Source organism: Ornithinibacillus scapharcae TW25, from assembly GCF_000190475.1.
Classification (GTDB): domain Bacteria; phylum Bacillota; class Bacilli; order Bacillales; family Amphibacillaceae; genus Ornithinibacillus; species Ornithinibacillus scapharcae.
Genome location: NZ_AEWH01000044.1, coordinates 15,037 through 29,243 on the forward strand (window position 1 = coordinate 15,037; position 14,207 = coordinate 29,243).

The 14,207-nt window shown below is 37.5% G+C and carries 11 protein-coding genes; 1 reads left to right on the top strand and 10 read right to left on the bottom strand.

Annotated elements, in window-relative coordinates:
- Nucleotides 1-23 precede the first annotated feature (23 nt).
- The 3 genes from remA to G5W_RS0111225 all read right to left on the bottom strand — a co-directional run bounded on the left by remA (nucleotide 24) and on the right by G5W_RS0111225 (nucleotide 4,123).
- Nucleotides 24-284 carry an extracellular matrix/biofilm regulator RemA gene (remA, locus tag G5W_RS0111215; protein ID WP_010096736.1) on the bottom strand — a complete coding sequence of 87 codons (261 nt, stop codon included), beginning with the start codon at nucleotides 282-284 and terminating at the stop codon, nucleotides 24-26.
- A gap of 75 nt (nucleotides 285-359) precedes the next feature.
- Nucleotides 360-1,241 (bottom strand): YicC/YloC family endoribonuclease, encoded by an 882-nt coding sequence (locus G5W_RS0111220; RefSeq protein WP_010096738.1) that lies wholly within the window; start codon nucleotides 1,239-1,241, stop codon nucleotides 360-362.
- Between the two features lie 224 nt (nucleotides 1,242-1,465).
- Nucleotides 1,466-4,123, bottom strand: coding sequence for a calcium-translocating P-type ATPase, SERCA-type (locus G5W_RS0111225; protein WP_010096739.1), 2,658 nt, complete (start codon nucleotides 4,121-4,123; stop codon nucleotides 1,466-1,468).
- 113 nt (nucleotides 4,124-4,236) lie between these two features.
- Between G5W_RS0111225 and G5W_RS0111230 the strand changes: the two genes are divergently transcribed.
- The gene (locus tag G5W_RS0111230; RefSeq protein ID WP_010096740.1) at nucleotides 4,237-5,940 is read left to right on the top strand and encodes an Rqc2 family fibronectin-binding protein; all 1,704 of its coding nucleotides are present in this window, start codon (nucleotides 4,237-4,239) and stop codon (nucleotides 5,938-5,940) included.
- A gap of 54 nt (nucleotides 5,941-5,994) precedes the next feature.
- Here the strand turns inward: G5W_RS0111230 and G5W_RS0111235 are convergent, their stop codons facing one another.
- The 7 genes from G5W_RS0111235 to carA all read right to left on the bottom strand — a co-directional run bounded on the left by G5W_RS0111235 (nucleotide 5,995) and on the right by carA (nucleotide 14,207).
- Nucleotides 5,995-6,855 (bottom strand): LysR family transcriptional regulator, encoded by an 861-nt coding sequence (locus tag G5W_RS0111235; RefSeq protein ID WP_010096741.1) that lies wholly within the window; start codon nucleotides 6,853-6,855, stop codon nucleotides 5,995-5,997.
- Between the two features lie 80 nt (nucleotides 6,856-6,935).
- Nucleotides 6,936-7,550, bottom strand: a complete 615-nt coding sequence (pyrE, locus tag G5W_RS0111240; protein ID WP_010096742.1) for an orotate phosphoribosyltransferase — start codon at nucleotides 7,548-7,550, stop codon at nucleotides 6,936-6,938.
- Entirely contained in the window at nucleotides 7,547-8,254 is a 708-nt protein-coding gene (gene pyrF / locus G5W_RS0111245; protein ID WP_010096743.1) for an orotidine-5'-phosphate decarboxylase, read from the bottom strand. The genes pyrE and pyrF overlap by 4 nt, the downstream gene beginning before the upstream one ends.
- Nucleotides 8,251-9,162 carry a dihydroorotate dehydrogenase gene (locus G5W_RS0111250; RefSeq protein WP_029191100.1) on the bottom strand — a complete coding sequence of 304 codons (912 nt, stop codon included), beginning with the start codon at nucleotides 9,160-9,162 and terminating at the stop codon, nucleotides 8,251-8,253. The genes pyrF and G5W_RS0111250 overlap by 4 nt, the downstream gene beginning before the upstream one ends.
- Nucleotides 9,162-9,917: a dihydroorotate dehydrogenase electron transfer subunit gene (locus tag G5W_RS0111255; RefSeq protein WP_010096747.1), complete on the bottom strand. Its 756-nt coding sequence runs from the start codon at nucleotides 9,915-9,917 to the stop codon at nucleotides 9,162-9,164. The genes G5W_RS0111250 and G5W_RS0111255 overlap by 1 nt, the downstream gene beginning before the upstream one ends.
- A complete protein-coding gene (gene carB, locus G5W_RS0111260; protein ID WP_010096749.1) occupies nucleotides 9,914-13,114 on the bottom strand; it encodes a carbamoyl-phosphate synthase large subunit in 3,201 nt (1,066 codons plus the stop codon). Before carB ends, G5W_RS0111255 begins: the two co-directional genes overlap by 4 nt.
- Nucleotides 13,107-14,207 (bottom strand): glutamine-hydrolyzing carbamoyl-phosphate synthase small subunit, encoded by a 1,101-nt coding sequence (carA, locus tag G5W_RS0111265; RefSeq protein ID WP_010096750.1) that lies wholly within the window; start codon nucleotides 14,205-14,207, stop codon nucleotides 13,107-13,109. The genes carB and carA overlap by 8 nt, the downstream gene beginning before the upstream one ends.

Below are 14,207 nucleotides of genomic sequence, written 5' to 3' on the forward strand. Positions count from 1 at the left end.
TTTCCTCCTAAAGATTATGCGGTTTATTCATCTGTCATTTCTTCATGGCTTAACACGCGTTGTCCAACTGTTTCTGGTTGGACTGCAGAAAGTACAACATGGTCACTATCCGTTATAATTACCGCTCTTGTCCTTCTTCCATATGTAGCATCTACTAATTTATTGTTATCTCTTGCAACAGAGATAATTCTTTTAATTGGTGCTGATTCAGGTGATACAATCGAAATTACTCGATTAGCTGAAACCACATTACCAAATCCTATATTTATTAACTGTAGACCCAACGTTACTTCCCCCTTATCATTCTAAACTATTATAAAGGCTTTCCTCGGAAAATAAAAGTATCTGACTTTTGTTCTTCACTCTATATTTTGAACCTGTTCTTTTATTTTCTCCATTTCGCTCTTCAATGCAACCGTCAATTCCCCAATCTTGGTGTCCGTAGATTTAGATCCAATCGTGTTCACTTCTCGGTTCATCTCTTGAATAATAAAGTCTAGTTTCCTACCTATTGGTTCATTACTATTACACAAATCGGTGATTTGTTCGATATGGCTATGTAATCTAGTTATTTCTTCTGTGATATCCCCTTTTTCAGCTAGAATGGCAATCTCTTGATAAATACGACCTTCTTCTAGGTTAATCGAACCGTCTACGAAATTAGAAATACGTTCCTGAATACGAAGGCGATATTCTTGAATCACAACTTCTCTTCTTCCTTCTAACAAGGATATCATGTTACGAATTGCTGATACTCGTTCCAGTATATCTTTTAATAGATATTTACCTTCATCTATACGCATTAACAACACTTGCTCACATGCCTCGTCCAGACATTGCAATAGCCTCTCCTGAAGACCACTAGGTTTCTCTTCATTCTCTTGTACCGTTATGATATCTGGTAAGCTAGTCAACAACGATACTGGAATATCTTCACTTAGTTTATATCGGTCTTGTGCAGTTTTGATTTGCTGAACCAGCTGGTCTAAAAGCTCCCAATCGGTCACTATGGTTTTGTTTACAAAGTTAGTACCTTCTATTTCTATATGTAATTCTATTCTTCCTCTTTGAAAGAAGGATTTAACACGCTTTTTAATCTTATCCTCCAAGTATAGGAAGGTTTTGGGATACTTCGGAATAATATCTAAAAATCGATGGTTTATAGACCGAATTTCTATAGTAATCGAAGTATTTTCAAATTGAAATGTACTGGTTCCATATCCAGTCATACTTTTTACCAAATCCATCACCTACTTTTTGATTATCGTCATTATACCATATGTTGTAAGCTTTTATCGATAACCTTTTATGTCATGGTAACAAACCCAATTCTCCTAGGGAACTAATATAAACAATGATAATTAATCATATACCATATAAAAACCCAAACTATTTTAGTTTCGATGAAATAGTTTGGGTTTCTCAATATAATAAATCGTTGACGTTCTAGCTATTGTGCGAAACGTTATTTTTTGGTAAAACCAAATAGTACAGTTGGTAACGAAGCTAAACCAATAACTAGCATCCAGTCACGTAAGCCTAAAGACATCGTATGGAAAACAGGTTGTAATGGTGCCCAATATACAACAACTAATAATAATAAAATGGAAGAAATCACTGCAAGAACAAGGTAAATATTCTCAAAAGGATTACGCTCAAATACGGACTTTTCACTACGACAATCAAAAACATGGATAAGTTGTGCCATTACTAAAGTAGTAAAAGCAATGGTTTGTCCATATAGAAGATTATCTGGATTGTTTTGATAGGTTACCATAAAAGCTATTAAGGTAACAATACCAATTAAAATTCCACGAGAAATAATTTTAAATCCTAGTCCACGTGCAAAGACCCCTTCTTTCGGATGACGTGGTACGCGCTTCATTACATCATCCTCAGGTTTATCCAAACCTAAAGCCATTGCCGGTAAACCGTCTGTTACTAAGTTGACCCATAAGATTTGGACAGGTACTAATGGGAGAGGCATCCCCAATAGGACCGCAAAGAGCATGACTAAAATTTCTCCTACATTCGAAGCTAATAAATAACGAATGAATTTGCGAATATTTTCATAGATATTTCGACCTTCTTGAATAGCTGCCTTTATTGTTGCAAAGTTATCATCCATTAAAACTAACGATGAAGCTTCCTTCGTCACATCTGTTCCGCTAATTCCCATACTTATTCCGATATCACTTGCTTTAATAGCTGGCGCATCATTCACGCCGTCACCAGTCATGGCAACAATATGTCCACGTTCTTGAAATGCTTTTACAATTTTAAGCTTATGCTCAGGGGTAACCCGTGCAAAAACATAAACATCTTCAATGACCTCCACTAGTTCACTTGTTGACATTTGATTTAACTGACTTCCTTCTAATACAAGTCCATTATCCGGTAATAACTCTAAGTCTCTAGCTATTGCTCTGGCTGTTTTTACATGATCTCCAGTAATCATGACCGTTTTAATGCCTGCTTCACGACATTCACGAATTGCGGCTCTTACTTCTTTACGTGGTGGATCGATCATTCCATATAGACCGAGGAAAGTTAAATCCTTCTCCAAAAATCCGGAGTCCAGTGATGTATTATCCGTTAATGGGCGCATACTAATTGCAATGGTACGTAATGCTTTATCAGCCATTCCGTTAATTGCTTGTTCGATTTGGTCCCTGTCACGTTGCTTTAATATTTTTCTACCTTCTGCATCCATGACATAATTACACCGAGGTAGTAATACATCTGGAGCACCCTTTGTAATTAAAAAACGCATTCCTTTATCATCTTCAACGACTACACTCATACGTTTTCGGTCAGAGTCAAATGGGATTTCTTTAACAATCGTGTAATTATCCCCACTTAAATGATTTAATCCGATTTTTCTTGCAGCGACAACTAGTGCCCCATCTGTCGGGTCGCCATCCACATAATATTTTCCTTTTTTCACCTGCAATTCTGCATGATTACAAAGTTGTCCATATAGGAGCATTTTTTCTAAGTTAGGATGGTCAGAGCTTAACTTCTTCTTACCAAGTAAAAAATTCCCTTCAACATCAAAACCATCCCCAGTAACGGAAATGGTATCTCCATTGAGGAATATTTCCTTTACTGTCATTTGATTTTCAGTCATTGTTCCTGTTTTATCAGAACAGATGACTGAAGCACACCCCAATGTTTCTACAGCAGATAACTTTCTTACAATTGCTTTTTTTCGAATCATGCGTTGTACTCCTAGTGAGAGTGCAACAGTTACGATAGCTGGTAGTCCCTCAGGAATAGCAGCTACAGCAAGTGAGACCCCTGCAAGGAACATATTATATACTGGGTGTCCTTGAAGAACTCCTAATCCAACCACTAATACAGTAAGCAATAGGGCAACTACAATTAAAATTTTTCCTAATTCAGCGAGTTTTCGTTCCAAAGGAGTAGGGATTTTTTTCGTATTAGTCATAAGTGAAGCAATTTGTCCCATTACTGTATTCATACCTGTTCCAACTACTATACCTATTCCGGATCCCCTCGTAACCAATGTTCCCATGAACCCCATATTCACCTGGTCTCCAGCATCTAGGTCATCTCGCATGATAGCTGTCGCGTGCTTCATAACTGGTAGAGATTCGCCCGTAAGAGCAGATTCTTCCGTTTCTAAGCTATTGGATTTGACGATTCGAATATCTGCCGGTATACGGTCACCACTATTCACTTTAACAATATCACCAATCACAAGCTCTCTCGATGTGACTTTTTCCCACTTCTGATCACGTAAGACTGTTGCAATTGGAGCGGACAATTCCTTCAGCTTTTCTAAGGACTTTTCTGCTTTTTGCTCTTGAAAATAACCAATAAATCCATTGACTAGTACAATGACCATTATTGCAATTGCATCTACATATTCCCCTAACATCCCCGCTATTAACGTCGCAGCAAGTAAAACTAGTACCATAAAGTCCTGGAACTGTTTTAGAAAAATAATCCATTTCGATTGTTGTTTTCCTGAATCCAGTACATTATAGCCATACTGCTTTTGTCTTTGATCCACTTGTTTTGGGGAGAGTCCCCTACTTGTAGTTACTTGAAGCTTCTGTTCTACTTGATCTACATCTAATTGATACCACTTTTTCACGTCGCATTCCTCCAGCTTTTAGAGAGCATTTACGATTCTCTATATACTCATAGTGATATCTATGCAGACTTGTCCTAAATAATGCTATAATTTAAGTGAAGAGGTGAGTTAATATGCCATTTGACGGAATTGTTACAAGAGCGATAACAAACGAGTTATCCGACAGTCTTGTTCCAGGCAAAATTACAAAGATTCAACAACCAACAAATACAGAAATCATCATGACTATCCGTAGCCAAGGAAAGAATCATGCATTATTATTATCTGTTCATCCATCTTATTCAAGAATTCATATAACGAAAGAATCCTTTCAAAACCCTGCTGATGCTCCGATGTTTTGTATGGTACTACGTAAACATTTAAGCGGTGCAATACTCGAATCAATTGAACAAGACGGTCTTGAGAGGATCATTACGTTTTCCATTAAAACTCGTAATGAAATTGGAGATATATCGTATAAGAAACTAATCCTTGAGCTAATGGGTAAACATAGTAATTTGATGTTAGTGGATTCTGAGAAAGGGCATATTATTGATAGCTTGAAACATATATCAATGGCCCAGAACAGACATCGGACGGTATTACCCGGTTCACCTTATGTATTACCACCCCAACAAGATAAAGTAAATCCACTTGAGATAGACGGTGAAACATTTATCCGAAAACTGGATTTTAACAGTGGAAAGCTTGATTCTCAAATAGTGAAATGGTTTACAGGGTTCTCTCCCTTTATCGCAAAAGAAATTATTTACCAAGCGAAACTGGGTTCTAATGAAGCCTACATGGCCGAGTTCTTAGAGATACAATCTAAGATTAACAACCATGAGTATTCTCCTACCATCTATCAAGGGGAAAAAGAAGATTTTCACGTCATCCCGATAACCTATTTTCTTGGTGAAAAAGTGCCATTTACAACAACCAATCAAATGATTGATACGTTTTATGCAGGAAAGGCTGAACGTGACAGAGTAAAACAACAAGCAAAAGACTTATACCGGTTCATTCAAAATGAACGTGATAAAAACAATCGAAAGCTTAAGAAACATGAGCGAACCTTAAAGAGAGCGGCGAACGCAGATAACTATCAGCGATTAGGTGAATTATTGACTGCTAATATGCACTTAGTGAAACCAGGTGACACCTCTATTCGGGTGATTGATTATTATGATCCGGAACAAAATGAAATTACGATTGAACTTCATCCATACAAAACACCAAGTGAAAACGCACAAAGTTATTTTAAGATGTATCAAAAACTAAAAACTTCAAAAATCAAAGTGGAAGAAGAAATAGAAAAAACACAAGCTGAAATCACTTATTTTGATCAAATATTACAACAAATAGATGTAGCTGGTGTAGAAGACATTGCAGAAATACGTGAGGAGTTACGAGAAGAAGGATATTTGAAGAAACAAAGTAATACAAAACGAAAAAACAAGCAAACTGCTCCAAAGCCAGAAGAATATGTAGCTACCGACGGAACCTGTATTTTAGTAGGTAAAAATAATAAGCAGAACGAATATTTGACCATGAAACTGGCGCACCGTGATGAAATTTGGTTACATACGAAGGATATTCCTGGTTCCCATGTTATCATTCGTGATAACAATCCCAGCGAGGAAACCATTGTGGAAGCTGCACAATTAGCAGCTTACTTTAGCAAGTCTCAAAATTCTTCATCTGTTCCGGTTGATTTTACAAAAGTCAGACATGTAAAGAAACCAAACGGTTCCAAACCTGGTTTTGTTATCTATGATAATCAACGTACTATATATGTTACACCGGATAAAGCAGTCGTGGAAAAGCTAAAAAAATAACATGAGAATCCATTCTCATGTTATTTTTTATCCATTTAGTTATACAGAAATGGTTTACAAGAAAGTTTGACTAGTAATCATCTTAATGAATTGATCTACTTGCGGTAATTCCCGGATACCTTCTTGATAGGAAAGCCATGTATAACGCGTTACCGGCTTTCCATCCAACTCAAGAGCAACATGTGGGAATTCATCCATCATGGAGTCTGATACACTCTTGGGAAGAACCGCCATACCAATCCCCTGTTTCATGAACTGTTTACATGTCTCGATTTGGTCCACAGTCATGGTTCGGAGAGGTTTTATTTGATGCTGATGATGATACAGCCAATTATCAACTAACTCATGCATGCTATCATCACTTTTAAATGAAATTAATGGCCTTTCCTTTAAAGCATCCTTCGGGAATGGTTCCGTATCAAATATATATAATGGGTCATCGAACAAACGAATACTAGTACTTTCTTTTAATTTTTCTCCACGAATAATACAAACATGATAATCTTTATGGTTTTTACGAATATCTTCACTAATTCCTGTTACAAGGTCAATGGTGACTTTTGGAAACATGTTCGTAAAATTTCCTAATATCTTTGGTAAAAATCGCTGGCTTATCAGTGAAGAGCACGCTATTGACAACGTACCTTGTACTTCCTTACTTGATGAAGATAGCCTATTTTTAAGAGTTAGTTCTGCTTCAACAACCTGTTTTGCATGTTCTAAAATAATTTCTCCACTTGGCGTTAAGACGAGACTTTTCGGTGTACGAATGAATATCATCTCACCAAAGTAATCCTCAATATATTTTAGCCTTTGGGTTACGGCAGGTTGAGAAATTAATATAGTCTTAGCCGTACCACGAATTGTACCGATCTCATTAAGCTTGAGAAGTAATTCATAATCCTCAATTTTCATGAAATTAACCTCGATTAGATAATTTTTATTATATAAATTCATTATATATTAAAATTATACTTATTGCATCGTATAATCTATTAAATTGTTTTACGCCATTCTAGTAGACTATCTTCTTCCTCACTTGTTAATTTCCCATCCATAACTAATGCCTGAATTAGTTCATCATAGTTTGTTAAACTCTCGAACCGAACATTATTTGCCTTAAAATTTGTTTCAGCTTTACCTAATCCATAGTTAAAAATCGACATAACTTGGAGTACTTCTGCACCAGCATTACGAATGGCCGTAACTACATTCAATGATGAACCGCCAGTAGAAATTAAGTCTTCAATGACGATAACTTTCTTCCCTTTTATGCTCCCTCCTTCAATTAAACTCCCTGTCCCATGATCTTTTGGCTTAGAACGAACATATACCATTGGGAGGTTTAATCGATCTGATACCCAAGCTGCATGTGGAATTCCCGCCGTTGCACAGCCGGCTATAATCTCAGGCTGAATCTCCATTTGCTTAATTATTTCTACAAATGAATTTGCCACTAATGATCTCACTTCCGGATAAGAAATTATAACCCGATTATCACAATAGATAGGGGACTTAATTCCAGAGGCCCATGTAAAATAGTTCTTAGGATTTATTTGTACAGCGTTTATCCGTAATAACTCTCTTGCTAGCTTTTGACTTAAATTCATCTCGATTCCTCCCATTCAGCAATAGCTTGTTCATAAGCTTCTCTAGGGTTGGTTGCATTTGTAATACTTCTACCCATTACTAAATAATCTGCACCATTGTTACGGGCGAACTTTGGTGTTGCTACACGCACTTGATCGTTCACATTACTATTATATAGACGGATACCTGGAGTAACTGTGATAAATCCACTACCACAAGTAGCTTTTATTTGACTCGCCTCCTGTACAGAACACACTACACCATCAGCATCATTCTGTTTAGCTACGTTCGCTAGTCGTACAACCGTGTCTGTTACATCTGTTTGTATCCCTAGCTCCTTGTTCAATGCTACTTCCCCCATAGAAGTTAACACGGTTACTGCTAGTAATTTTGTATCAAAACCTGAGCTGCCACTAACTAATCCTTCTCTTGCATATGCAATCATTTCACTACCACCAAGGGCATGAACATTCACCATATCCACCTCCAGATTTGCAAGTACTTTCATCGCCCTCATAACAGTGGTAGGAATATCATGTAACTTTAGATCTAGGAAAATTTTATGATTATTTTCCTTTAGTTTTTCAATAATTTGTGGTCCTTCACGGTAATATAGCTCCATCCCTACCTTTACGGGTATACCGTAAAAATCATGGGATTCTATGAATTCACTTGCTTCATTCCAAGTAGGAAAATCTAATGCTAGATAAATAGATTCGCTCATGCCATGATCCCCTTTCCTATCGCTTCCTGAACTGATGAAAACCCATACTTCTCTAATACTTTAGGCAATTCATCTATTATTTCTGAACAAACAAAGGGATTTTGGAAATTGGCTGTACCGACTGCGACTGCACTAGCCCCTGCTAATAAAAATTCCAAAACATCCTCTGCGTTCTGAATACCACCCATGCCTATAATGGGGATATTAACGTTCTGACTCACTTCATAAACCATCCGAATTGCAATAGGTTTTATTGCTGGACCAGATAGTCCACCTGTTTTATTGGCTATCAGTGGTTTTCTGCTAGGTAAATGTATTTGCATGCCCGTTATTGTGTTGATCATGGATAATCCATCTGCCCCTGCCGCTTCAACCGCCTTTGCTATCGAGATAATATCCGTCACATTCGGTGAAAGCTTAACATATACAGGTAATTGACTAACCTTTTTCACCGCCTCTGTTACGTGTGCTGCCATGTTTGGATCGGTACCGAACTGAATACCTCCCTCTTTTACATTAGGACATGATATATTTAATTCTAAAGCATGAACTTGGTCTGTCTCATTAAAGCTTTTAGCCACTTCTACATACTCTTCTAGGGTACTTCCTGCAATGTTAGCGATAATATTGGTATCAAATTGAGATAAAAATGGTACCTCGTGATTAATTATGTTCATTACGCCAGGATTTTGTAACCCGATTGCATTTAACATTCCGGATGCCGTTTCTGCAACTCTTGGTGTAGGATTACCAAATCGCTCCCTACTAGTGGCAGCCTTCAAAATGATGGCCCCAAGTTTGCTAAGGTTATAGAAATCGCTGTATTCATGACCAAATCCAAAACAACCAGAAGCTGGCATAATTGGATTTTTTAATGATAAGCCTGGGAGTTTAAGAGATAGATTGATCATAGTTTAACCTCCCTTGCAGGAAAGACTGGGCCGTCCTTACAAATTTTCTTATATCCATTACCATCTGTTGTAGGCAATACACAAGCAAAACAGGCACCAACTCCACACCCCATTCTCTCTTCCAATGAGATAAAGCCTTCCTTATCGGTAAGCTTGTCAGTTAATGCCTTAAGCATCGGCTTAGGGCCACAAGCATAATAGCAATCGAAGGCAGAAATCCGCTCTAGTACATCCGTCACAAGCCCTTTGAAGCCATATGAACCATCATTCGTCACTATAATCGTCTCCCCTAGTTCAGAAAATTGGTCTTCATAAAAGACATCATTCGCTTGTTGAAAACCAAGTATGGATATCACCTTTATTCCTTTACATCGGAAAGTTTTCCCCAAGTAATATAGGGGAGGCACTCCAATTCCACCACCGATTAACAAAACAGTGGATTCACTTCTACTTTCCAAGGGAAAACCATTCCCTAGTGGACCAAGTATATCTAACATCTCACCACTCTGATAACTTGATAGTTCATTTGTTCCCTGACCATTAACCTTAAACAAAATAGTAATCCTGCCTGTTTCTGAGCAATTATTCGCTATCGAAATAGGTCTCCTAAGTGTTAGATTCCCTACCTGGATATGCAAAAATTGTCCAGGTAGAGCAACCTTACTGATTTGTTCACTTTCAAGTACCATCTCAATTGTTTGATGGGCAATACTTCTCACAGATAAAATTTTCATTTTTTCTTTATTAATCATGATAAGATAGCCTCTTTTGTATGAATAGGATTTGCATTAAAGGTAGTTGAATCAATCACATTTAAAATGGCATTCGCTGTATCAATATTGGTTAGACATGGAATACCTCTTTCGACGGACACTCTTCTTATCATAAAGCCATCAGACCGTGGTTGCGTACCTGATGTTAGCGTGTTTATAACAAATTGTACGTCTCCATTTTCAATAATGGAGAGAACATTAGGCTCGTCTGCACCGACCTTACTAACCTCGAAAACTGGTAGGTTTGCTCCTCTTAAAAATGAGGCTGTACCCGCAGTCGCGTATAGTTGAAAGCCAAGTTGATGGAACCGTTCTGCTATTTTCAGCATCTCCAACTTATCTTTATCTGCTACTGTTATTAAGACTGCACCTTCACTCGGAATTGAAATTCCTGCTGCGAGTAATCCTTTATAAAGGGCTTTTTCCATTGTTTTATCATATCCAATTGCTTCGCCAGTTGATTTCATTTCCGGACCTAGTATTGTATCCACACTACGCAGTTTTTCAAATGAAAACACTGGTATTTTTACGGATACCAGCTTTTGTTCAGGAAGGATACCAGACTGATAGCCTAAACTAGTAAGCTTTTCTCCTAAAATAGCCCTTGTCGCTAAATTAGCCATTGTCACACCCGTAATCTTACTTAAGAATGGGATTGTTCTACTTGCTCTCGGATTTACTTCTAGAACGTACACATCCTCATCACGGATTATAAATTGTATATTAATTAAACCTTTGATTTTTAATGCCTTCGTAATTTTAAGGGTTGCTTCAAAACATGTTTGCTTTACTTTCTTAGAGATGCGTTGTGGAGGATATACAGCAATAGAGTCTCCAGAATGTACACCAGATCGTTCTATATGTTCCATAATACCTGGTACTATTGTTGTTTCTCCATCGCTAATCGCATCCACTTCGACCTCAATCCCCGTAATATATTTATCAATTAGGATAGGATGTCGATCTGTTATGTGACCTGTTTTTTGTAAATATAATTCCAATTCTTGTTTACTATAGACAATCTCCATTCTACTTCCACCGATTACATAAGACGGACGAACTAACACTGGATAACCTATTGTCTCTGCTACGTCTATTGCTTGCTCTATTCGCTTAACAGTCTTTCCTTCAGGACGGAGTAACTGAAGTTCATCTAGTAACACTTCAAACTTATCTCTATTTTCAGCAGTATCAATCGCTTCAAGGTCTGTTCCCAGTATCGTAACGCCTCTATTATGAAGTCCTTCCGCTAAATTAATAGCTGTTTGACCTCCGAATTGTACGATAACGCCTACAGGTTGTTCTAAATTTACTACATGCATGACATCTTCTACTGTTAGTGGTTCGAAATATAATTTATCGGAAATACTGAAATCAGTTGATACTGTCTCTGGGTTATTGTTCATAATAATTGCTTCATAACCCATTTCTTTGATAGCTAATACAGAATGAACCGTTGCATAATCAAACTCAATTCCCTGCCCTATTCGGATAGGTCCTGACCCAAGAACTAAAACTTTACGTCTAGCCGATGTTAGAGACTCGTTTTCCTCCTCATAGGTACTATAAAAATATGGTGTTTTGGATTCAAATTCACCTGCACAAGTGTCTACCATTTTATATACTGGCAAAATCTTTTCATTCAATCGATAATGATAAACCTCTTCTTCTGTAACCTCCCATAATTTTGCAATTTGATTATCGGAAAATCCATTTTGTTTTGCTTTTTGTAGTACTTCTTTTGAGAATTTGTTCGTGCTTAGTGTTTCTTCAAATTGAACTAAATCCTCTATTTTTCGTAAAAAGAAAGGATCAATTTTCGTGAGTTCATAGATCTCCTGTCTTGTTATCCCACGGCGGAAAGCTTCTGCTAGAATAAAAATACGCTCGTCATCTGGTGTTTTTAAACGATGTTTCATTTCATCCGTGTCGGTAAATGATAAACCTGCTAACCCTAGTTCCTCTGTTCCAATATCCATAGAACGTATCCCCTTTAGAAGGGATTCTTCAAAGCTTCTTCCAATTGCCATTATTTCTCCAGTTGCCTTCATTTGTGTCCCTAATTTCCTGTCTCCTGAAACAAACTTATCAAATGGAAATCTTGGTAACTTTGTAACAACATAATCAAGTGCTGGCTCGAATAATGCTGAGGTTGTTCCTGTTATTGGGTTTATAATTTCATCCAATGTTAATCCTACAGCAATTTTAGCTGCCATTTTAGCTATTGGATAACCAGTTGCCTTTGAAGCTAAAGCTGATGATCGACTTACACGCGGGTTAACTTCAATCACATAATACTCAAAGCTATGTGGATCCAGTGCCAATTGGACATTACATCCACCTTCTATTTCTAATGCTCGGATAATCTTCAAGGAAGCATTACGAAGCAATTGGTACTCCCGGTCACTTAATGTTTGTGATGGAGCCACTACTATGGAGTCGCCAGTATGCACACCTACCGGATCAATATTTTCCATATTACATACGACAATTGCTTGGTCATTTTTATCGCGCATTACTTCATACTCTATTTCTTTATAACCCGCAATATTTCTTTCAATTAAACACTGATTTTCTGGAGACAAGGCTAATCCATTTCGGGTAATTTCTCTTAATTCCGCTTCGTTATAGCACATACCACCACCAGTTCCACCAAGTGTATATGCAGGGCGTACAATTAGTGGATAACCGATTTCATTCGCAAAATCAACTGCTTGTTCAACCGCATTTACAATGCAACTTTCCGGTACTGGTTCATTTAGCTGCTTCATTAAATCGCGGAATTTTTCCCTATCCTCTGCTTTTTGGATGGCTTCAAGTGAAGTACCTAAAAGTTTAATATGGTACTGTTCAAGAATGCCTGTTTTATCTAGTGCAATTGCTAAGTTCAAGCCTGTCTGACCACCTAGAGTTGGTAATAAAGCGTCCGGCTGTTCTTTTCTAATGATTTTAGATAAAAATTCTACTGTTAAAGGTTCCATGTACACTTTATCTGCAACCGTCTGATCTGTCATAATAGTAGCTGGATTGGAATTTGCAAGAATTACGGTGTAGCCTTCTTCTCGAAGCGCTTGACAGGCTTGAGTACCTGAATAATCAAATTCTGCTGCTTGGCCAATAACAATTGGTCCTGATCCAATTACTAAAATCTTCTGAATGTCTGTGTTCTTAGGCATATACATGTACCTCCTGTTTGGCAATATGTTGATCGATAACTTGTAAGAACTCGTCAAATAAATAATTGGAATCCTCTGGTCCTGGTGAGCTTTCTGGGTGATATTGAACAGAGAAGGTAGGGAGAACCCTATGTCTAATACCTTCAACAGAGTTATCGTTTAATGATATTTGTGTTAGCTCTAACTCCGTATTTCCTAATGATGACTTTTTCACTGCATATCCGTGATTTTGTGATGTAAGAAAAGCTTTTCCAGTTACTAAATCTTTAACCGCATGATTGCCACCACGATGACCAAACTTCATCTTTTCGGTTTCTGCACCACATGCTAGGGCTATCAATTGATGTCCAAGACAAATGCCAAATACCGGTACGTGATGAATAACCTTGCCAATCATTTGTATTGCTTCTGGTACATCTTGTGGATCACCTGGTCCATTGGTAAGCATGATTCCATCTGGCTTTAAACGAAGAATGTTTTCAGCCGAGTAATCATAGGGTACAACTGTTACATGACAATTTCGTTTTGTAAGTTCGCGTAATATACCATGTTTCATTCCGTAATCTACTAGCACAATGCGATGGCCTCGACCAGGTACAATGTATGGCTTTGTTGTAGAAGTCCTCCTTACTTGATCTCGAAGCTCTGGCAATAACCTAAGTCTGTTTAGCACCTCATCATTTGGGATATCTATATTTGTAATAATGCCCCTTAATGTTCCAGCGCTTCGAATAGATTTTGTTAATTTTCTCGTATCAATTCCATATAATCCTGGTATATCATGTGCCTTTAGAAAGCTATCCAGAGTTTCTTCACTTCTAAAATTAGATGGATGTTCACTATATTCTTTTACAATTAACCCATTAATAAAGGGAGCGATCGTTTCAAAATCATCTCGGTTAATCCCATAGTTGCCTACAAGTGGGTATGTTAACATGACGATCTGGCCATAGTAGGAGGGGTCTGAAATGATTTCCTGATAGCCTGTCATACTTGTATTAAATACCACTTCTCCACTTATTTCTCGACTACTTCCAAATCCAACTCCATAGTAGACTGTCCCATCTTCTAACACTAATTTTCTATTGAACAT